The sequence below is a fragment of the Acinetobacter sp. TW_SC_4 genome, from assembly GCF_054861205.1.
Window position 1 is genome coordinate 797,205 of the sequence record NZ_CM142174.1, and the last position, 22,257, is coordinate 819,461.

The window sequence follows — 22,257 nt, forward strand, 5'->3', positions numbered from 1 at the left end:
TGGCTTTCATCAAATGACCACAATATCGATATTTTTGAGGAAGCACTTTTATGGACCTCAGTTCAATATTAGAAAGATTTAAAAATTCATCATTAGAACCTAAAGAAAATATTCAAACGACTTTGAAGGAACTGGTGCAACTTTCGGATCAGGTTCCTTTTCCTGCATCAGGGGAAACTTTAAAACGCTGGCAAATTTTAAGCCAGATCTCGGCAACCAATTTAAGTCTGGGCAAAATATTTGAGTCGCATCTGGATGCAATTGCGATTCTGCATGAATTAAATATTCCGGCACATCCTCATCAGCTTTGGGCAGTCTGGGCAGCAGAAGGCGGGCCTCAACCATTGCAGCTGAATGAAGATAAGCTGACTGGCATTAAGACCTGGTGTTCCGCTTCTAGCTGGGTAGAGACAGGCTTACTGACTTATCGGGATGAACAAAATCACTCTCAATTGCTAATTATAGATATGCAGCAGCCTGGTATTCAGCATGATTATACTGTCTGGCAAGCTGTGGGAATGCAGCATACATCCACTGCACAACTAGAATTTAATCAGGTTCCTGTCAAAAAAGTCGCTGATCCACATGCATATCTGGATCGGGTAGGATTCTGGCATGGAGCAGCAGGCGTTGCTGCTTGCTGGTATGGTGCGACAGTAGCTCTTGCTGAATATCTGCAGCAGGAACAGTTAAGAAAACCGCATATGTATAAAGCCATGTATCTGGGTGAAATCAGCCGTGATCTTTTAGCTACTCAGGCTTTGTTTTATCGGGTTGCAGAATTGATTGACCAGCAACCTAAATTTCCTCATCAACTTCAGATTCAGGCTTTGCGCGCGCAGGTTGAAGCCACTGCATTAAATGTACTGAACCAGGTTGGAAAAGCGCTTGGCGCAGCGCCTTATTGTACCAATTTTTATTTTGCCCAGCTCGCAGTAGATCTACCGGTATTTATCCGTCAAAGCCATGCTGCCTTTGATCTTGAGCGTATTGGAGAGCTAAGCGCACAGGAGGAAAAACTATGGGCACTTTAAAACATGAGATTGTCGAAGATCGTGTGATCCATGGGGAAGGGACACGGGTAGAAGACTGGCGTAACTGCGAAATATTACAGCAGATGCCAGAATTCGATATTTCCAGTGTAATTCCTGTAGATGCCAGAGTCTGTATTGTGGCACCGCATCCGGATGATGAAATTCTGGGATGTGGTGGACTGATGCAACGTTTGGATAAACTCGGCTATAAGATTGTACTGTTTGCAGTAACTAATGGTACGGCCAGCCATCCCGGTTCGAGTCTGTATACGCCAGAAGAACTGAACCAAATTCGTCCAGCAGAAACGCGTCAGGCTCTGGAAGAATTGTCCTTAGAACAGCCGGTTCTTCGGATTGCTTTGGATATTCAGGATGGAAAAGTGGCCGAGCAGCGAGGTTTGCTCAAACAGCAATTGCATTCGTATTTGCAGCCTAATGATATATTGGTTACGACTTTTGTTCATGATGGGCATCCAGACCATGAAATAACCGGTCAGGTCGTCCAGCAGCTCGCGACTGAGTTACAGTTACCTTATATTCAAGTTTTAATTTGGGCATGGCACTGGGCCACACCAGGAGACACTCGAATTCCGTGGGCTGTTGCGCACAAACTCAGGCTGACAGATGAAGAATTAAAATGTAAAGCCCGAGCTGCACGATGTTTCAAGAGTCAGATTGAGAATGACCCGACGACAGAACAGGCACCGATTGTCCCTGAACATGCACTGGAGCGTGTTTTACAGCCATGGGAGGTTTATCTGTATGAACAGTAAATCAACTTATGATCATGCCTATTTTGATGCTTTATATGCGCTGAATCAGGGAGATCCATGGCATTATGAACAGCGCTGGTATGAACAGCGTAAACGTCAGATTTGTAAAGCGCTCTTGCCCAAACTGCATTTTGAATCTGCCATAGAAGTCGGTTGTAGTAATGGCATGCTAAGTCAGGAACTAGCTCCTCATACCGGAGAACTCATCTGTCTGGATGCCAATACGACAGCGATCCGGCTGGCGCAACAACGTCTGCAAGATTATTCTCATGTCAATTTTGTCCAAGGCATTGTTCCGGAAGACTTGCCAGAGCGTAAGTTCCAGCTAATTGTACTGAGTGAGGTTTTATATTATCTGGATCAGGCCGCTTTAGAAAAATTGACCCACTGGCTGCAGCACGCCCTTGATGCAGAAGGCTGTATTCTGGCTTGTCACTGGCGGGCACCGATTTCAGGTTTTAGCTTTACTGGTGATGATACTCATGACCATCTAAATACTCACCTGCCTTATAAAAAATGTTCACAACTTCAGGAACCTGATTTTCTGGTTGATGTCTGGATAAATAGCCCACAGTCTGTGGCAGAGCAAGAGGGCCTTAAATGAATAAAATTGGTGTGGTCATTCCTGCCTGTAATGAAGAAGCCTATATAGAACGTTGCCTGCTGGTCTTAAAAAAAGCACAATTTGAATTTTATCAATACCTTGGTTCATCTGGAAATATTCCCGAGATTAAGATTTTAGTTGTCTTAGACAGTTGTACCGATCAAACCGCGATCAAAACCGTGCAACTGGGGGTAGAAGTCATTAGTTGTGACTTTCGTTCGGTGGGTAAGACCCGTCATTTAGGAATTCAAAAAGTAATTGAACAAGGATGCGACTGGATCTGTTGTACCGATGCGGATTCATATGTTCAGGAGGACTGGTTCAAGGTCATGTGGCAGCACCAACCCACTGACGCAATTTGTGGGGTCGTTGAAGTGGACGAATGGAAAAATTTTAGCCTGGAAGCCCGATTGAAATATTTAGGTCACTATCAGGACAAAATGGATCATCGGCATATTCATGGTGCAAACTTATGTTTTAAAACAAGTATATATAATAATTTTGATGGGTTTAACCAGTTAGATTGTCATGAAGATGTCGACTTTGTTCGCCGTTTACAACAGGCAGGAGTCAATATTACCTGGTCCAATCAATTAAGGGTAACAACCAGTAGTCGGCTACAGTCAAAAGTTGCTGAAGGTTTCGCCTGTTTTTTACAAAATCTTGAGTTACAGGAAGCAATGAAAAAACCGATCAGCATATACAAATAAAACTATAAAATTATAAATTTTATACAATCAATTACTTGTAAAAAATTTAAAAATTCATTTCTAAGAGCTATTTCATTTAGAAAAATTCTGTTTATAATTCACACAAATTAAGCCCTGCTACTTATATTTTTCAGCTATAAGTCCGCGGGGTTTTTCTATGGATGATCGGTAATGGATGCCTGAGCTCTTTCTTTTGGAATGACAATGTTAAATTCACAGCTAATTTCTCGTCTTCAGTCTCCATCACCGTATCTCTGGCAGAAAATCGCCACTGCACTGTGTTTTTTTAGTCTAGGTTTTAGTACAGCTGCCTGGGCACCATTAATTCCTTATGCGCAGCAGCGCTTATTGCTGAACCATGCTGACTTTGGTTTACTTTTGCTATGTGCCGGAGTTGGCTCAATGCTGGCCATGCCATTGGCAGGTCGTATGGCGAGCAAGTTTGGTTGCCGTACAGTACTGGCTGTTATTCTGGCTGCATTTCTGTTCATCTTGCCAGCGCTAGCGATTAGTCCTACCAGCTTGATGATGGCAATTACCCTGTTTTTCTTTGGCGCCAGTGCTGGTGCTTTGGGGGTAACCGTAAATATTCAGGCTGCCCAGATTGAAAAACTCATGGATAAAAGCTTGATGTCGGGTTTCCATGGCGTATGTAGCTTGGGTGGTCTGGTTGGTGTATTGGGCATGACCACGTTAATGGGATTTGGTCTGGCACCTTTAACTGGCGCACTGGTTGTAAGTGTAATGTTGCTTGCGATTGCGATGCTGGCAATTCCATTTTGCTTGGGTGGTCAGTCATCAACTACAGAAGAAACTAATACAACTACAGCAAAACCTGCGAAAAAAGCGCTACCAACATTCGCAATTTTAGGTATTGGCCTGATCTGTTTTGTATCCTTCCTGTCTGAAGGTGCAGCGATGGACTGGAGCGGTATTTATCTGGCAACCCAGTTTAACGTACCTGCAGCGCATACCGGTCTGGCTTATAGTTTCTTTGCTGGCTTGATGGTGCTTGGACGTTTTAGCGGTCATCTCATCATTCAAAGCTTGGGTGAAAAAACTACTATCTTACTAAGTGCTTTGCTGGCTGCAGCAGGCCTATTTATGGTGATCTTTGCACCAGTATGGCAAGTCGTTTTAACTGGTTATGCGATCTTGGGTCTAGGTAGCGCCAACATCGTTCCGTTAATGTTCTCTCGTGCAGGCCGCCAAAAATCTATGGCTTCTCATGTAGCATTATCTTATGTATCGGTATTTGCTTATACCGGTTCATTGATCGGGCCAGCGCTGGTAGGTTTCGGTAGTGAAATTATCGGCTTACGTTTAGTGTTCACAGTCATCGCAGTTGCTTTAATGAGCATTGTAGTCCTGAACCATCTGACTGCCGGTCACAAAGAATCAGAAAAAGCAGAAGGTCTTATTGCCGGCCTAGACCACAAAACACCAGCATAAAGCTGGTGTTTTTTTATGGGCTTTCAGACCTTAGGCATGCATATTGAACTGGGTCGAAATGCCTTTGGCCACTGGTCGATAAATTCGCAAGCTTTGTGATTTTTTCAGATCAGACAGGAACTGATCACGCCAGCGAATGATATCGAAATTCTTCAAGCCTTGCTGTAAATAGCGGTAACGTTCCAAACGTTCCGACTTAGGCATACGCAAGGCTCTTTTCAAGGCTTTGGCCATACTGTCCTGATCATAAGGATCGACTAGTAAGGCTTCTTTCATTTGCTCGGCAGCCCCGGCATATTTAGACAGAATCAATACCCCTGGATCCAATGGATCTTGCGCAGCAATATATTCCTTAGCCACCAGATTCATCCCGTCACGGATTGAATTCACCCAGCAAATATCTGCCTTACGGTAAAGCTGCATCAGGGCTTCATGACCCAAAGTGTCATAGCTACAGTCAAAAGGTAGCCAGTTTGCATTGCCATGCTGATGATTTAAATTCTGCACTGCGGCCTGGAACTGTTCATAAAGTTTTTTATAGCTGTTCACATCCAGTCGGCATGGGCAGGCAATCTGTAATTGCTGGAACTGATTTTTAAATTCAGGCTGTTCATCCAGTAACTCCTGGAATGCATGAATTTTCTCCAGCAGCCCTTTACTGTAGTCAATCCGGTCAACCGAAATAATAGTCTTATGGGCATGTACTTTATCCAGATCAAAGGGCAGGTCAGTGACTTGACTCTCAGCAGCCTGCTTCTGAAGCTGCGCCGGATGTACACCGATTGGATAAGCCTTCACATAAATCCGTTTAGACTGATAACTCAGGATTTCATCATTGCGATGCTGAATATTTAATACCTGTTCCAGGAAATCAATACAGTTGGCCTGATCGCGTGGAGTCTGCAGACCAATGACATCAAAATCTGCCAGATGTCGGGCCAGTTCCTGATAAGGAGGCAGCGTTTGCCAAAGTTTCAGTTCTGGGAAAGGAATGTGCAGGAAGAATCCAATCCGGTTGCGCATGCCTAATTTACGACAGTAATGCGCCACACTCAGGAAATGATAATCATGAATCCAGATGATGTCATGCGGTGAAGCCACCTGTTTCAGGTGTTTGGCAAAACGCAAATTGACATCTTTATAGGTTTTAAAATCCTGTGGCTGATATTCAACACGTTGATGCTGGTCATGCATTAATGGCCATAAGGCATTATTAGAAAAACCACAATAATAACCCTGGTACTGGGCTTCGCTCAGTGCACTGATATGATATTCCACATTCTGATGTTTCAGAATCTGAAATTTCTGTTCCTTGTTCTGGTCAACTCTGGAGCCATTCCATCCAACCCAGATACCGCCTATATCATGCAATGCATCCTGCAATGCAACAGCCAATCCACCAGCCTTCATACTTTCTGGGTTAGGTAGATTCACACGGTTTGATAACACAATGAGTTTAGACATGTGATTTCTCCAATGGTTGTTGTTCTTGTACTTCAATTACATTTAAAAATTCTTTCAGGAAGGCCTGAACTTGAGAGACGTTCTCCAGTCTGTACCGTGCTAGGGTCTGGCCAAGGCCTACTTTGATTGAGCAGCCGTGAAGGGCATTGATGACCTTGAATCCGGCTTCATCGGTCAGGTCATCACCAATAAACATGTGATAATGATCAGTGAGATGGTATTGCTGAATAATCTGTTGAATCGCTGAACCTTTATTGGCGCCTTTGGGCACCAGTTCAAAAACATACTTGCCAGCTTTTAACTCAAAGTCGGAAAACTGGTTGAGACATTCCAGCGCAAAAGCATGTACGCGATCTTCTAGTTGAGGATGTTCACGAAAATGTAGCGCAACAGAATAATCTTTAACCTCGATCCGCAAATCAGGGATTTGAACTGCCTGTTCCTGAATATATTGTTTTAGGGCTTGTAGCTGCGGCTTATTTAAAGAGATTAATGTCTTTAAATCAGCTTGATAGATTAATTCCAGACCATGTGATCCAGCGATATTCCATTGCAGAGGGTGAATAAGTTTTTGTGCTTGTAAAATCGAACGACCAGTAACTAATATCAGCTGAATATATTGTTGTAAATTTTTCAATATATTTATAATTTCAGGATGAATTATACTTTTATCTGGATCTGGGTGAAATTCAGAGATTGTTCCGTCAATATCAAGAAATAAAACAACCTGATTTGAGTCCATATTCAGGTTGCAATCATTTAAAATCATCTTTGGCGATATATAAGATGAGCTAGATGAATCTTCTAAATTTTGTTCCCTATGCATGTCTGACATAAATCCACCTAAGTACATGATATAAAGTAGATTAAAAATTAGAGTTAAACTGTGTGATTTTTAATCTAATTATTTTTATAACATATTCTATTTTTCAAAATGGCGTTAGGCGCAGAAAAGAAACACTTTTGACATGTAAAGTTACTTTGTAAAATTTGGAAATATTCAGTAGGAAAGATTGATATTCTTTGTATATTTGTAAAATAATTTTTCAGTGATTTTTAATATATTAATAATGATATTTAAGGTTGTGCATATTAAGTGATTGAGTAATTTTGAGTGCTATAAATAAGACTCTTTTGATTATTTAATGTGAAAAATGGTTTTGATTTATATTTTTAGAAATTAATTCATCAGCTTTCTATTAAATAATAGGCATTAAATTAGAAATATTTGAAAACACATTTAATATAAAATAGAAATATAGCGCAGCCTATTAATTTTTTATTAAAGCCGGTTTTGAAAGGAAGTATAAATTATAAAATCTTGGTGCTACATAGAAGAGTTAGGGTTATATCGTTGAGAGACTAGGTGTAGACATAACCCCATAAAGAGGAGAGCAGAGTGCTTATAGCTCTCTCCAAACATCGTTCTCATCTTTCAATGGAATAGTAAAGTTAAAGTCATCATCATTACTAACTAAAAGGCTGGTAGGCGTTTGCATCACAACTTTTAAAACAGTACCAGCTTCAAAAATAATCGGGTGACAGTTTTCCTTTTCCAAGGTCACTGGCTTAAGTAATTCAATCACAGAACTTTCCATATTTTTATTCCCAAATATTGATACTTCGCTGTTTTTTAATCTTAACATGATTTTTGCAAATTTAACTAATTTTTGAAAAACCGAGACATAAGTCAACAAGTCGATCAGTTTTTTCTTAAAAAGCGCTTAATCCAGTAAATTAAAGAGCTAAAGATTAAGATTTAACTTTCAAACGATTTGTGTTTCTTAAACTCGAACATTTTTAGTCCATTTACCGACGAAAAGAAGAGAAAAAGACAAACGGCGTCAAATAGTCAATCTAGCGCAATATCTACTTGTCACTTTTTGACAGGCCAGTCATGATCTCCTTCATTCTATTGCATACGTTATGCGCTACTATTAAAGCAAGAATCATATAATCTGATATTAATTTGGCTTTAGCGATTTTGTGTTTGTATGTAATTTTTTACATTGAATTGCAAATTTATGCTGCAGTTCGTTGAAAGTCTGAAAATAAGAATAAACTGTGCGTCATTTGGATGATCCGTACATCTATAAGGAGAATTAAGCCCCAATGTTTAAGTCATTTTTTCCACAACCAGTGTGATTTTTTAGTAGTCTGGTACTGTGGTTTCTGATCAATCTTGGCCTTTGGCATAGTGGTGGATCAGGCTGGGGTGTCTATTTAGGTATGACTGAAGGTTATCATGATCTTAAAATGCCGATAGGAATCAGCCGTTTCTGGGCGCCAAAATTTCTCTGGTTCTATCTCTGGTTTTTTGTAAGTACCGCGATATTCGCTACCTTCTGGTATTTTAAAACGAAACATCCCTGGCAGCGCTGGTCCGTGTGGGGCTCGGCCTTTATCCTGTTCAATATCTGGTTTGGGGTGCAGGTTAATGTCGTCTTAAATGAATGGTATAGCCCGTTCTATGACCAGATCCAGAATATGCTCACCCAAGGGGGCGGAGATGTCAGCCTATTATATCAAGGTGCATTGACCTTTATTTATATTGCCATGGTCTATGTCACGCTGGCGGTGTTTAATCTGTTCTTTGTCAGTCATTATGTATTCCGCTGGCGTACGGCGATGAATGACTACTATACGGCGTATTGGGAAAAGTTACGTCATATTGAAGGGGCGTCACAACGTATTCAGGAAGATACCATGCGTTTTGCCAAAACTACGGAACAGCTGAGTGTCTCACTTATTGAATCTCTGATGCTATTAATGGCTTTCCTGCCAATCCTGTATGAGTTATCGAGTCATGTAAAAGTATTGCCGATTGTCGGTGAAATACCGCATGCATTAATGTGGGCGTCGATCGGATGGGCAGTTCTGGGTACCGTGATTTTAATGATTGTCGGAATGAAACTCCCTGGACTGGAATTCAATAATCAGAAAGTTGAAGCGGCTTATCGTAAAGAGCTGGTTTATGGTGAAGATTATGCTGATCGTGCTCACCCGCTTACCTTGCAAGAACTGTTTAGCCGGGTACGTAAGAATTATTTCCGTTTGTATTTCCACTATGCCTATTTCAATATGGTTCGTATCTGGTATCTACAACTGGACAATATTTACGGATTATTTATTTTGTTTCCAAGTATTGCCGCGGGTGCGATTACACTCGGTTTGATGATGCAGATCCTGAATGTTTTCGGTAAGGTTCGTGAGTCTTTCCAGTATCTGATTTTATCCTGGCCTACGATTATTGAATTGCTCTCCATCTATAAACGTTTGAAAGCATTTGAATCCCATCTCGATTAATTTTTTCTTATATTCATAGACAATTTTAAAAGCCAGACCAGCATAGGTTTGGCTTTTTTATTGATTAATTTTTATTCAACATCAAATTGAAAATTACGATCTGCAGAAGTACAAAAAATAGGATGAGTGGTACCCAAACATCCCAATATTAGGGTATTCAAGCTATTTTTTCATGTCTAGAATTTTAAAAGCCAGCCAGGGTGGTGTTTAATTTCCAATAATATGGCGTATAAAAACAATTAGTGTACGTAAAGGAAATTATTCAAATTATAATCTCATTCAGACAGCGATAGAGAGCATAATTGCCGTTATTGTCCATGATAATAATATCTCTAATTTTTGTTGAATGAGTAACCGGAGAACTGATCTGTTTCTTCGGTTTTTTTAATATCTTTTTTCTACTGCTTCATCTTTCAATTGATGAGTAATCCAGCGTATTTATTGATATTGAAGAATGTTAATTTGATCAATTTATTTGGCTTTAAGCTCGATGAATTAGGCACTCTATTTCCCATTTTTAGTGATAGTTCTCACTATATTTTTATATTTATCAATCTGTTGAGATTGTTGTTTTAGCATATTTGCTATATGTTATAGAGGCCTGGGGGAGATAAGCAGTGAAGCTAAAATTAATAATTCCAACAATATGTGTAGCAAGTCTGGCTGGATGTAACAGTATTCAGCAAATGAAATCAGATATGCAGCATCCTTATGCAAGTCCTCAAGAACTGATCGTTAAAAGAAACCTGAATCAAGCTGACGGTTCGGCAAAAGAATATGTTTATTCATGGGAAAAATCCAAGCAGCATTTAGAGCCACAATCCCTCTATCCACGAACCACTTTAAGCCAGTACTGTCATGAACAGGGCGGCAAGTTTTCTCTGTTATACAAAAGCCAGTTAGCTTCAGTAAAAGATTCTGCCCAGAAGAACCGTTTAAGCAAAAACCGTTATGTCACCCAAGGCATTGGTGCCTATCAATGTACAATGCCTCAAGGGCAAAACTGGATTGTTTCTATTGAGCCGATTGCTGAACGTCAGCTAGATAAGAATAATACTACCCGTGTAGTCCGGATCTTGAGCAAACTTCAAAGCCCAGCTGAAGCGCGTCATTTCTATCAGGGCCATAAGACTACGACTAAGTCTAATAAAACTGTCGAGAAGAATGCAGCCAAAACCTCAGTCAAAGATGAGAAAAAGGAATCAGATAAAAAAGAAGCCGATAAGAAAGAAATAAAAATACCTGCTGTTGAACCGACAGTGGTTGCTGTCCCTGCTGCTCGTACAACTAGTATCGAAACGCCACAACAGCAACAGATGAAATTGTATGTAGCTGCACGTCGTGATATCAATAGCGGTAAGAACCTGAACAATGCCTGCAATAATGCCCAGCGTGCCTATAACTATGGCAAATTACAGGGTACAGAAGGAACACGTGTCTATACTGAATCGGGCATGTTAGTGGCACGCTGTTTAAGCAGTATTCCAGTCTATGCTAACCGTATTCCAAATTCCAAGGTTCAGGCTAAACGAGTACTGCAGAATCTGGCCATCAACTATAACCATACTGGGGCGAAGAATCAGTTGAGACAGTTAAAATAAGTCTATTATTTTCACATACAGTTTGATCATTTATTTAGCAGAGTAGATGCACATGAAAAGTCATCTACTTTAAGGATTGGTGATATTGAAAAAAGTATTTCTTAAGCATAGGCGAACTTAAAAATAATATTTTTCTTTTGAATACCAATGATAGAAGATAAATAGTTATCCTATTGATAGGAATAAAAATTAATTAGTATTAGGTTGCAAATCGAACCTTATTTCAGAGTGAATCTCCCATCGCCATCTCAGATTTTCTCTTCTATATCTCCTGTTAAATACAAGCTAATTCAACGGCATATTCTAGAAATTATTGGTATATCTTTTGCTTAAAAATTTTCAGTTTTGTGCTTATGGAATGAGCAAGAAAAACTAATTGATTTTTAACATACACAATAATGAGATTTATCGCTTGAGAAAACATATTTTAAGTCATTTGATTCTTGTGGGTGCATTTCTACATTCGTCTGTGAGTTATGCAGTGAGTACAACTTCATTAAAATCGGCAATTGATCTGAATGCGATTGATCGGACGGTTGATCCAAAGCAGGATTTTTATCAATTCGTGAATGGAAACTGGCTGAAAACCGCAAAGATTCCAGAAGATCAGGCATTGTCGGGTGCATTTGCTGAAGTGAGTATGAAATCAACCCAGCAGTTATTTAACATTTTTAATGAGCTGGCTAAAAAACAGTATCCGCAAGGTAGCAATGAACAAAAGGTCGCAGATCTCTATGCCTGTTATATGGATACCGATCGGCTGGAACAACTTGGGCTTGAGGCATTGCAACAAGACCTGCAGCGGATTGAAAGTATCAAGACCAAAAAAGATCTGGCAGAGTTTTTTGCCTATGCGGAAAAAATCAATCTGAATTTGCCCTTCTCTACCCGTTTTTATCAGGACCGTAAAGCTTCTTCCAAGGCTATGATGTATGTAGGGCAAGGTGGCTTGGGAATGCCTGACCGTGATTTTTATTTGAGTCAGCAGCCTCGACAACAGGGAATTCGCAATACTTATCTGCTTTATATCGCCAATACCCTGAATTTTGCCGGTCAGCCTAAGCCGATTGAAGATGCTCGCACTATCCTGGCTTTGGAAAAGGCACTGGCAAAAATTAGCTGGTCCGCTGTGGAGCTACGCAATGATGAGGTGAGAACCTATCTCGTTGAGACTAAAAATATCATTAACTATATGCCTTCTTTTGACTGGATGAATTATTTCTCAGAACTGGGCTTAAAAGGTGCAAGAAAAGAGGTTGCGATCTCGCAGATTAATTATTTGCGTCAGCTGGATCAGTTATGGAAGGTCGTTCCAATTGAAACCTGGCAAACCTATTTGAAATTCAACCTGATCAATAGTTATTCACCATTTTTAACAGAAGTTTTTCAAAATCATCATTTTGAATTTTATGACAAAACGCTAGAGGGTGTACAAGCACGTTCTCCACGGAATGAGTCTGCCTTGAAGCTAACTAATGGTATTTTAGGCAATGTGCTTGGCAAGCTTTATGTAGAAAAGCACTTTAATGAAAGCCAGCGCCCGGCCATGCTGGAAATGGTAGAAAACGTCCGTAAAGCCTTTCATCTGAAATTGGATCAGGCGGACTGGATGGGTTCGGATACCAAAAAACAAGTACGGCATAAACTGGACAGCATCAATATCAAAATCGGTTATCCGAAAACATGGCGGGATTATTCAGCCCTAGAGATTCGTAAAGATGATCTGATTGGTAATATTCAGCGGACCCGGCTGTTCAATTACCAGCGTGAACTGGATCAGGTGGGAGAGCCGATTGATCCAGAAGCCTGGCACATGTCGCCACAAACAGCCAATGCTTATTATAACGTCAAGCTCAATGAAATCGTATTACCTGCGGCCATCTGGCAGGCGCCATTTTATTATGATGATAGTCATGATCCTGCAGTGAATTATGGTGCTATAGGGGCTGTTATCGCACATGAAATTAGTCATGGTTTTGACGATAGAGGAAGCCGCTTTGATGCCAAAGGTAAGGGTGAAGAAACCTGGAACGAGCGCGACCGTAAAAAATTCAATGAACGCACCAAAGCCTTAGTCGAGCAATATAAACAATACGAAGCTTTTCCAGGGCATAAGGTGAATGCGGAATTAAATAAAAGTGAAAATATCTCTGACAACCTGGGCTTAGGGATCGCTCATATGGCTTACAAGTTATCGCTCAAGGGTCAGCCAGCACCTATCATTGATGGCTTTAGTGGAGATCAGCGTTTTTATATAGGCTGGGCACAAGTCTGGCGTAGTAAAAGTAATCCTGAATATCTGTTGAATAGCCTAAACCTTGCCAGCCATGCACCTGGTCATGTGCGTGGCAATGGCGCTGTCCGCAATCAGCAAAGTTTCTATGAAGCTTTTGAGATTAAAGAAGGGGACAAGATGTATTTATCACCTGAAAAACGAATCTCCATCTGGTAACAGGTTTTAAAAAACAGGTTTATTTATCTGAAAAGAGATAGGTCTATTTTTTTATCTAAACGACCAGCAGGCAGAGCCAACACCAGTTTAAAAATTGGCATATATGCTGCTTGTAAAGATTTAAGTGTTTGATTATTAGGTCAACACGTATTGATAAATTTAACTGCGCAGTGAAGCGCGAGGATAGCAAGCTTTGAAAATTTTTCTAAAAACCGCATTGGTAAGTGCTTTATTAGCCGTTTCCTCTGCAAATTATGCTTCAGATCAAACCGCTATTGCAGCACTTGGCTCGGGGATTCACCTTCAACATTTTGATAAAAAAATCGCACCACAACAGGACTTCTATCAGCATGTAAACGGGCACTGGTTAGAGCATGAGGAAATTCCAGCTGATATGCCAAACTGGGGTGCATTCACAATTTTGCGTGAAAATTCGACCCAGCAATTACATGACATTGTAGAAGAGCTGGCGAAAACCAAATCGGAATATGGCAGCAATGAGCAGAAAGTGGGGAGTTTGTATGCCAGCTTTATGGACATGGAAACTTTAAATGCAAAAGGTATCCAGCCGCTAAAAGCAGATATCGCCAAAATTGAGGCCATGAAAAGCAAGAAAGATTTTACTTTGTTGCTTGCAGACTATGCAAAAAACCGTGTCAGCACGCCTTTTGAGTTTGGCGTGATGCCTGACTTGAAAAAGTCTGATCAAATGGCGGTGTTTTTGGGTCAAAGTGGTTTAGGTTTACCGGATCGTGATTACTATTTAAAAGACGATGAAAAACTGAAAAGTGCCCGTGAAACTTATGTTAAACACATTGCTAAGCTGTTGACGCTATCGGGTGAAACAGAGGCAGAAGCGGCTGCACATGCACAATCTATTCTGAAGTTAGAAACTGAAATTGCCAAAATTCAGTGGGATAACGTGCAGAACCGTAATCTCGAAAAAATGTATAACGTCTATACATTAAAAGACGTCAAAAGCCTGGTGCCAGAATTTGACTGGAAAACCTATTTTAAAGCGACGGGTTTAGACAAAAAAACCAAAACCGTAATTGTGGCGCAAAAAAGTTATTTTGAAGATTTAAACAAGATTTTAAGCAGCACACCCCTCGATGTATGGCAAACCTATTTCAAATTCCATCTGATTGATGGTGCTGCACCTTACTTAAGTCAGGAATTTGCTGATGCAAACTTTGAAATGTACAGCAAAACCTTACGCGGTGTGACCGAGCAACGGGCACGCTGGAAACGTGGGGTTGATATGACCAATGCGGTACTCGGTGAAAGTCTGGCACAAGTCTATGTCGCAAAACATTTCCAGCCTGAACAGAAACAGCGCATGGAAAAACTGGTAGAAAACCTGTTGCTGGCATTTGAACAGAATCTGGAAAAACTGGACTGGATGGGCGCGGAAACCAAAGCACAGGCACACCGTAAGCTGAAAAGCTTTAGAGTGAAAATCGGCTATCCAAATAAATGGCGTGACTACAGCAAGCTGGAAATTAAAGATGGCGACCTGATTGGTAATCTGCGTCGTACCAACAGTTTCAATTATGACATCGCGCTGGATAAACTGGGCAAACCGGTTGACCGTGAAGAATGGCATATGCTGCCGCAAACGGTAAATGCTTACTACAATCCGATGGGCAATGAAATTGTTTTCCCTGCTGCGATTTTACAGCCGCCATTCTTTGATATGAATGCCGATGATGCCGTGAACTATGGGGCAATCGGGGCAGTAATTGGACATGAAATCAGTCATGGCTTTGATGATCAGGGCAGCCGCTTTGATGCAGATGGCAACATGAAAAACTGGTGGACCGAAGAAGACGATAAAAAATTCAAGGAAAAAACCAAAGCTCTGGTTGAGCAATACAATGCCTATGAAGCGATACCGGGCTATCATGTCAATGGTGAACTGACCTTAGGTGAAAATATTGCCGATAACTCAGGTCTGGCGATTGCCTATGAAGCTTATAAATTGTCTCTTAATGGCAAACCTGCACCGGTGATTGATGGATATACTGGAGATCAGCGTTTCTATATTGGCTGGACGCAGGCATGGCGTGCCAAAGTTCGTCCAGAACTGGCATTGCAGCTATTAAAAACAGACCCGCATTCACCAGCAGCCATTCGTGGTCGTGCCACTTTACTTAACCAGAAACCTTTCTATGAAGCCTTTAGCGTCAAGCAAGAAGATCCAATGTATCTGGAAGAAGATAAACGGGTAAAAATCTGGTAAGTCTGATTTCCTTATTCGGTTCCAAAAGTCCTGACTGATGTCGGGACTTTTTATCTCTCTCAGGTTACAGAGTTCTACAGGTTTTCTAATCTTTTACATGCTACAAAGAAACTGCATTGTTCAAGCAGTTTGAACGGGTGAAAAAGGAAAGGAATATGGGGTTCAAAGCTTTATCGGGTCTTCGGGCAGTCTTCATGACCGCAGCATTGCTGGGTACAACTCAGATTGTGACAGCCGGTCCAACGGTTGATCAGCTTAGTGACTGTTTGATGAAATCGACGACAGCCACTGATAAAACCACAGTCTTGCAATGGACCTTTGTGGCATTGGGTAATCATCCCGATCTGAAAGCTTTTAGCAATGTAACTGCAACTCAAAAGGAAACGCTCGACAGAAATTTAGCGATGGTTTTACAGCGGATTCTGGTTGAGCAATGTCCAACCCAAACCAAAGCGGTGATTCAGGCTGAAGGAGTACAAGCAGTGGGTGAAAGTTTCCAGGAGCTTGGGCAGGTCACAGGTGAGGAAATACTGAAAAATCCGGAAATCAAAAGTCAGCTGAATGGTGTACTCAAATATATCGATATGAGCAAACTGGTCACGACGTTTTTGACCCCTGACGTGTGGAATAGATTAGGCCTCACCCGTTAATGGATTGCAGATGCAGGCAAACTTAAACCGCAAAAATGTGGTTTAAGTTTTATAAAGCTTGCCTGGAAACAGTCGACCTCGAATTTCATCCCAGTTGGTCGACAGCCAGCAAATAAATGAACCTAAGGTAACCATCATCGTGCCGATCCAAAAGGTGTGGGATAGACTGGTATTCAGTACCCACATGGAAATGACAGACGAAAAAATCGGGCTAAAATAAGACAATGCGACCAGCATCGCGATATTGCCCTGGTTAATCCCGATATTCCAGGCTGCATAACCCAAGCCAGTTACGACTGACACCAGCAACATATACAGCATGATATTCAAGTCAATATTAAGAAGTTGTGGTAGTTGTTCGGGATCTAACAGCAGCGTCTTGCTCCAGAGAACCACACTTACCATCGCGAAAAAGAACACGATCGGGTTATGTCCTTGGCTGTATTTTTTGGTAAATACACAATATAGCGACCATAAACTCGCCCCAATAAATGCCAATATATAACTGGTCGGATTGGCTTGTATATTGTGAATGACGGTTGCTAAATGAATATCGCCGTTACCCGTCTGGATATAAAAAATACCTGCCAGACTAATACTGAGCCCCACCACTACTAAGCTGTGAAATTTTAGTTCATGAAATAAAATCAGCATGGCGATGGTCATACTGGGCCACAGATAATTCACTAAACTAATTTCAATGGCTTGCTGTGCAGTTTGTGCAAGTGCTACGGCATAGGCAAAGCAGATTTCATACACCAGAAATAATGCAGCTGCACTCAGCAGATAAAATTTGGGTATGGTTTTGAGTTTGGGAACGCCAAAAACAGCCAGTAAGAGCAGGGTGCTTAAGCTATACATCATGAGTACAGCTAGGTCAGGTCCAATACTAAAACTGATTTTTTTGAGCAATCCTACGATAGATGACCACTGTAAAATAGCACTTAAGCCAATCAGCGTAGCGAGGTTTTTCGACATGATAAGGGCGGGATGGGAGAATGTGCAGATTGTATTCCTGTTGAGTGATTTTCAATATGGGACAGACACAATTTTATGATCAAATTCAAAAAAATCGTTAATAACCGCTTTATGATTTGAATATCCCGATCATGAGTTTAATGATCCAGAAAATGGGCGTGAAAATTAGCTCGATACCATCGGAAAGATTAGCAATTTTGCTTTCTCTGGCTGTGTGCCTCCGTGGTTTGATGGGTTTGCGTCGTCTTGACTGATATGCGCCAATGATGAATACAAGAATGATCAGGATAATGCTGAGTAAGATAATGTAATTTGACATGTTTTTATTTTTCTTCGGTTTGTTTTTGATTTTATAGTATGTTTTAAATCCTCTCCCTAGCCCTCATCCTTTCTTAGGCTTCGTTTTAAAAGCAATGCTTTAAAACTCGCTCAGGAGAGGGAACACCGCGTATCATTTTAATCACATGACAAAGTCTCCCTTTCTTAAAGGGAGATTTAGAGGGATTAGCTAACTTTGGTAAGTTCTAAGTCTTCAAGTTTGGCGATGGAGGATACTTTTTTGATGGCCATGTTTTAATATTAAATATTATTTTTAGGGAAAATTTGCTGAGCATTGGTTTGACTAATAAAATTAAAATATCTTTCTTCTTCTTGTGTCATAAAATTTAGATCTAAAGGAGTATGTTGAAAATGTCTTGAAAAGATTTCCCTTAATTTTTTTACATCTTCATAAGTTCTATAAACTACAAGAAAATCAAGGTCAGCCCAATTGCTACTCTTCAAGTAGGAGCCGAATAAATAGATATCACAATCAATCTCTAATATTTGAAGCTCATTAATTAAATTTGAAATTTCGAGCATTTATGACTTTGGATTTGCTAAAAATGAAAAAAGAGCAGCCCACAATCCAATTTTTACTTCCTGACCACGGTAGGTGTAGTCTTTCCAATGAGCATTTGGATTTGCTGCAAGAACAAAGTCAAATGGTGCATAAAGCTCATAAATTTCATTTATTCTTTCTTGTGTAATAGCATATTCATTAATAAATACAAAGGTGATATCTCGACCATTACGACGTTTAACGGAAACTTTTCGGTTAGAAGTGAGTTCATAGCTTTTAACATTAAAATTCTTTCCTAAATTCTCCATAACGTATTCAGAATCTTTGTTAATGAAATTTGGATAAGCAGTTTCTGTATCACTCAACAGCCTAAATAAGTCACCACCCGTGCCAAAACTAATATTATTTTGTTTTAATAATCTAATAGCCTCTTCATCTAGGAAAAAATTTTTCTTATTGCACAGTAAAAAATCAAACTTATAAGTGTTTAAGAGGGTTTGAAGCATTTTGCCTGTTAATTTCTCAGTAAAGTTTGAAAGAGATGAAAGTTCAGGTCGATTATCTTTCGTGGTTATTTTAATGAGATTACCTTCTTTATTAACGGTTTCAACATTATCGTGAGCTTTTAAACTGTCTAACCAAGTCATGTTTTAGTCCTTGAAAATTTTAACTACATCTTTTGGGAATCTTCTATTTGGTAAATAACCTGATTCGTGACATGATTTAAAATCGTTGACATGATCTTCATATTGATGATATAAGTCCCGTTCTTCATGCGTCATTAATAATAAATTTTCAGAGCATATAGCTCTGATTTTTTGATGATTAGGCAACATTATTTCTTTAACTTTTTTTCGCCATTCTTCTGTTGCATTACCCTCTAAGTCGTAAAAGGCATCGTTATCATCATGTGGGCCATATTCAATAAAAATTTGATAATTGCGTTCCCAAATAGGTTTGAGTTGATTATAAAGTCTTGTCCTTTGAGCAGCACGTCTATTTTTAAACTTTTTATACCCCAGAGCTATTAGTGGTAAAATAATTGCACTTACAAAAAATATGATTAGGGTGATCAACCAACCGCTCAATCCAACATTCGCAATATGTTCTTCAGTCAATATTTTATCCATAAAAAACCCCGCATTAAGCGAGGTTTTTATAACACGAAATCAATTGATTAGCGAATAAATCAGCCAATCAATTTTTTCATTAATTCATTCACTTGAGCAGGGTTCGCCTTACCACGTGATGCTTTCATCACTTGACCAACCAGGCCGTTGAAAGCTTTCTCTTTACCAGATTTATACTCTTCAACCATCTTCTCATTGGTAGCAAGCACCTCCTTAATAATTGCTTCAATCGCGCCTGTATCAGTTTCCTGTTTCAAGCCTTTTTCCGCAATAATCTCGTCCGCAGTTTTGCCTTCTTCCCACATAAAGCCGAACACTTGTTTCGCGATCTTACCGCTGATGGTATTGTCCACAATACGTGCGATCATGCCACCCAGTTTCTCACTTGACACAGGAGAGTCAGCAAGCTCTAGACCAGCTTTGTTTAGAGCACCTGAGAATTCGCCCATCACCCAGTTTGCAGTAATCTTACCTTGTGCAGCGCCACCAGCAGCCTTAACGACTTCTTCGTAAAATTCTGACATTTCACGGGTCAGTGTCAGTACGTGAGCATCGTATTCAGTAACACCAAAGTCAGCCACGAAACGCGCACGACGTGCAGCAGGCAGCTCAGGCATTTGCGCTTTAATCGCTTCGATTTGCGCATCTGGAATTACCACAGGCAACAAGTCTGGATCTGGGAAGTAGCGGTAATCGTTCGCTTCTTCTTTAGAACGCATTGACCGGGTTTCCATCTTCACAGGGTCGAACAGACGAGTTTCCTGGTCGATGGTGCCGTCCCATTCCAGAATTTCCATTTGACGTTCAATTTCAACATTGATCGCCTGTTCAATGAAACGGAATGAGTTCAGGTTTTTCAACTCACAACGTGTACCGAACGGTTGACCCGGACGACGTAAAGATACGTTACAGTCGGCACGGAACGAACCTTCTGCCATGTTGCCGTCAGAAATACCTAACCAGCGTACCAGTGTGTGAATCGCCTTGATGTAAGCCACGGCTTCTTCAACAGAACGCATATCCGGTTCAGATACGATTTCTAGAAGCGGCGTACCGGCACGGTTCAAGTCGATGCCTGACATGCCTTCAAACTGGTCATGGATTGATTTACCTGCATCTTCCTCAAGGTGCGCACGAGTCACGCCAATGCGTTTAACCGTGCCATCTTCAAGCTGGATGTCGATATGACCCAAGCCCACAATCGGATTGTCCATCTGGCTGATCTGGTAGCCTTTTGGAGAATCCGGGTAGAAGTAGTTTTTACGTGCAAATACAGAAGCCTGATCGATATACGCATCGATCCCCAGACCAAAGCGAATCGCAAGATCAACGACTTCTTTGTTCAGTACTGGCAATACGCCCGGCATCGCAAGGTCTACAAGGCTCGCCTGAGTGTTTGGATCATTACCAAATTCAGTTGATGAACCAGAGAAGATTTTAGATTTAGTCGCAAGCTGAGTGTGAATCTCGATACCAATAACGACTTCCCAACCATCAATCAGGTTAGATTTTGGTTTAGCAGCGTTTTTAGCCATTATGCATTCTCCTCAGCAATTGCAGCGCGTTTAGTATGCCAATCAGTTGCTTGTTGATACTGGTGTACCACAGACAACAATTGAGATTCTGACCAGTAGTTACCAATTAGCTGTAAACCAACTGGCAAGTTGTCTTTATCAAAACCAACAGGCGCGTTAATCGCAGGAAGACCTGCAAGGTTCACCGCGATGGTGTAGATGTCACCCAAGTACATTTCAACCGGAGAAAGGTTTGCACCGATACGGTATGCAGTAGTCGGTGCAGAAGGCGCAGCAATAACGTCTACAGATTCAAATGCTTTGAGGAAGTCTTGCTGGATTAAACGACGTACTTTCTGTGCTTTCACATAATAAGCATCGTAATAGCCCGCAGACAGGGCATAAGTACCAATCAGGATACGACGCTGAACTTCAGCACCAAAACCTTCTGAACGAGAACGTTTGTAAAGGTCGAGAAGATCTTTTGGCTCTTCACAACGGTAGCCATAACGTACGCCGTCATAACGAGACAGGTTAGAAGATGCTTCAGCAGGTGCGATCAGGTAGTAGGTTGGAACATAAGCTTCAGTCATGTTGAGATCAATCTCAACCAGAGTTGCGCCCATTTCTTCCAGTTTTTTCAGTGATTCTTCAACGCGTGCTTTCACGTCTGCATCCAGACCTTCAACATTGAAGTACTGTTTTGGAATACCAATGCGCAGACCTTTTACAGAAGTACCGTTCAGGTTAGCAACGTAGTCATCAACATCTTTGTCCATTGATGTTGAATCTTTAGCATCGTGACCGGCCATCACATTCATCAGGTAAGCACAGTCTTCAGCCGAACGTGCCATTGGGCCGCCTTGGTCTAGAGATGATGCATACGCGATCATACCAAAACGTGATACACGGCCATAAGTCGGTTTTAGACCAGTCAGACCACAAAAAGATGCTGGTTGACGGATTGAACCACCGGTATCCGTACCGGTTGCAAAAGGTGCTAGATCAGCAGCCACAACCGCAGCAGAACCACCTGAAGAACCGCCTGGAACGTGATCTAGTGCCCAAGGGTTTTTGGTCGCGCCAAAATAAGAAGACTCGGAAGTTGAACCCATGGCAAATTCATCCATGTTCACTTTACCAAGTGTGACTAAGCCCGCAGCTTTACCTTTCGCTACAACGGTCGCGTCGTAAGGAGAGATAAAATTGTCCAGCATTTTAGAACCGGCAGTGGTTTTAATGCCTTGGGTACAGAAGATATCTTTATGCGCAATGGGCACGCCAGTCAGGGCAGTGGCATTGCCGGCTTTGATTGCAGCATCGGCAGCATCAGCTTGAGCCAATGCCTGTTCAGCAGTCACGGTCACATAAGCCTTGACCTGTGCATCAATTTTTTCGATGCGTTTTAAATAGTGTTGAGTCAATTCGCGGGATGAAAATTGAGCATTTGCCAAACCTTCAGTCAGTTCACGAATGGATAAGCGATGTAAATCTGTCATGAGAAAT

19 protein-coding genes are annotated in these 22,257 nt (G+C 41.0%); 10 read left to right on the plus strand and 9 right to left on the minus strand.

The window, feature by feature from the left end:
• Positions 1-50 precede the first annotated feature (50 nt).
• The 5 genes from ACWM1W_RS03770 (at position 51) to ACWM1W_RS03790 (ending at position 4,573) form a co-directional block, all read left to right on the plus strand.
• Positions 51-1,034: an acyl-CoA dehydrogenase gene (locus ACWM1W_RS03770; RefSeq protein ID WP_214001482.1), complete on the plus strand. Its 984-nt coding sequence runs from the start codon at positions 51-53 to the stop codon at positions 1,032-1,034.
• Positions 1,022-1,807 carry a PIG-L deacetylase family protein gene (locus ACWM1W_RS03775; RefSeq protein WP_214001481.1) on the plus strand — a complete coding sequence of 262 codons (786 nt, stop codon included), beginning with the start codon at positions 1,022-1,024 and terminating at the stop codon, positions 1,805-1,807. The genes ACWM1W_RS03770 and ACWM1W_RS03775 overlap by 13 nt, the downstream gene beginning before the upstream one ends.
• A complete protein-coding gene (locus tag ACWM1W_RS03780) occupies positions 1,797-2,411 on the plus strand; it encodes a class I SAM-dependent DNA methyltransferase (protein WP_214001480.1) in 615 nt (204 codons plus the stop codon). Before ACWM1W_RS03775 ends, ACWM1W_RS03780 begins: the two co-directional genes overlap by 11 nt.
• Positions 2,408-3,121 (plus strand): glycosyltransferase family 2 protein, encoded by a 714-nt coding sequence (locus ACWM1W_RS03785; protein WP_214001479.1) that lies wholly within the window; start codon positions 2,408-2,410, stop codon positions 3,119-3,121. Before ACWM1W_RS03780 ends, ACWM1W_RS03785 begins: the two co-directional genes overlap by 4 nt.
• A 204-nt stretch (positions 3,122-3,325) precedes the next feature.
• Positions 3,326-4,573: an MFS transporter gene (locus ACWM1W_RS03790; protein WP_034170395.1), complete on the plus strand. Its 1,248-nt coding sequence runs from the start codon at positions 3,326-3,328 to the stop codon at positions 4,571-4,573.
• 30 nt (positions 4,574-4,603) lie between these two features.
• Here the strand turns inward: ACWM1W_RS03790 and ACWM1W_RS03795 are convergent, their stop codons facing one another.
• From ACWM1W_RS03795 to ACWM1W_RS03805, 3 genes are all read right to left on the minus strand, one after another.
• Positions 4,604-6,037 (minus strand): alpha,alpha-trehalose-phosphate synthase (UDP-forming), encoded by a 1,434-nt coding sequence (locus ACWM1W_RS03795; protein WP_375725779.1) that lies wholly within the window; start codon positions 6,035-6,037, stop codon positions 4,604-4,606.
• Positions 6,030-6,872, minus strand: a complete 843-nt coding sequence (gene otsB / locus ACWM1W_RS03800; RefSeq protein WP_214002320.1) for a trehalose-phosphatase — start codon at positions 6,870-6,872, stop codon at positions 6,030-6,032. Before otsB ends, ACWM1W_RS03795 begins: the two co-directional genes overlap by 8 nt.
• Before the next feature lie 568 nt (positions 6,873-7,440).
• Complete coding sequence (locus tag ACWM1W_RS03805; RefSeq protein WP_004783113.1) at positions 7,441-7,635, minus strand: hypothetical protein; 195 nt, start codon at positions 7,633-7,635, stop codon at positions 7,441-7,443.
• Positions 7,636-8,194: 559 nt separating this feature from the next.
• Between ACWM1W_RS03805 and sbmA the strand changes: the two genes are divergently transcribed.
• From sbmA to ACWM1W_RS03830, 5 genes are all read left to right on the plus strand, one after another.
• A complete protein-coding gene (sbmA, locus tag ACWM1W_RS03810; RefSeq protein ID WP_375725785.1) occupies positions 8,195-9,343 on the plus strand; it encodes a peptide antibiotic transporter SbmA in 1,149 nt (382 codons plus the stop codon).
• Positions 9,344-9,960: 617 nt separating this feature from the next.
• Entirely contained in the window at positions 9,961-10,944 is a 984-nt protein-coding gene (locus ACWM1W_RS03815) for a hypothetical protein (RefSeq protein WP_214001476.1), read from the plus strand.
• 412 nt (positions 10,945-11,356) lie between these two features.
• Entirely contained in the window at positions 11,357-13,396 is a 2,040-nt protein-coding gene (locus ACWM1W_RS03820; RefSeq protein ID WP_461603302.1) for a M13 family metallopeptidase, read from the plus strand.
• Between the two features lie 193 nt (positions 13,397-13,589).
• On the plus strand, positions 13,590-15,638 hold the full coding sequence (locus ACWM1W_RS03825) for a M13 family metallopeptidase (RefSeq protein ID WP_375725780.1): 2,049 nt from the start codon (positions 13,590-13,592) through the stop codon (positions 15,636-15,638).
• Between the two features lie 155 nt (positions 15,639-15,793).
• A complete protein-coding gene (locus ACWM1W_RS03830; protein ID WP_214001473.1) occupies positions 15,794-16,288 on the plus strand; it encodes a hypothetical protein in 495 nt (164 codons plus the stop codon).
• A gap of 42 nt (positions 16,289-16,330) precedes the next feature.
• On the opposite strand, the gene yddG is transcribed toward ACWM1W_RS03830, so the two are convergent.
• From yddG to gatA, 6 genes are all read right to left on the minus strand, one after another.
• Positions 16,331-17,266, minus strand: a complete 936-nt coding sequence (yddG, locus tag ACWM1W_RS03835; protein ID WP_214001472.1) for an aromatic amino acid DMT transporter YddG — start codon at positions 17,264-17,266, stop codon at positions 16,331-16,333.
• 579 nt (positions 17,267-17,845) lie between these two features.
• Entirely contained in the window at positions 17,846-18,127 is a 282-nt protein-coding gene (locus ACWM1W_RS03840) for a nucleotidyltransferase domain-containing protein (protein ID WP_214001471.1), read from the minus strand.
• Entirely contained in the window at positions 18,128-18,754 is a 627-nt protein-coding gene (locus tag ACWM1W_RS03845) for a hypothetical protein (RefSeq protein ID WP_214001470.1), read from the minus strand.
• Between the two features lie 3 nt (positions 18,755-18,757).
• On the minus strand, positions 18,758-19,237 hold the full coding sequence (locus tag ACWM1W_RS03850; protein ID WP_214001469.1) for a hypothetical protein: 480 nt from the start codon (positions 19,235-19,237) through the stop codon (positions 18,758-18,760).
• A 59-nt stretch (positions 19,238-19,296) separates the two neighbouring features.
• A complete protein-coding gene (gatB, locus tag ACWM1W_RS03855; RefSeq protein WP_214001468.1) occupies positions 19,297-20,772 on the minus strand; it encodes an Asp-tRNA(Asn)/Glu-tRNA(Gln) amidotransferase subunit GatB in 1,476 nt (491 codons plus the stop codon).
• The gene (gene gatA / locus ACWM1W_RS03860; protein WP_004783101.1) at positions 20,772-22,250 is read right to left on the minus strand and encodes an Asp-tRNA(Asn)/Glu-tRNA(Gln) amidotransferase subunit GatA; all 1,479 of its coding nucleotides are present in this window, start codon (positions 22,248-22,250) and stop codon (positions 20,772-20,774) included. Before gatA ends, gatB begins: the two co-directional genes overlap by 1 nt.
• Positions 22,251-22,257: the final 7 nt, after the last annotated feature.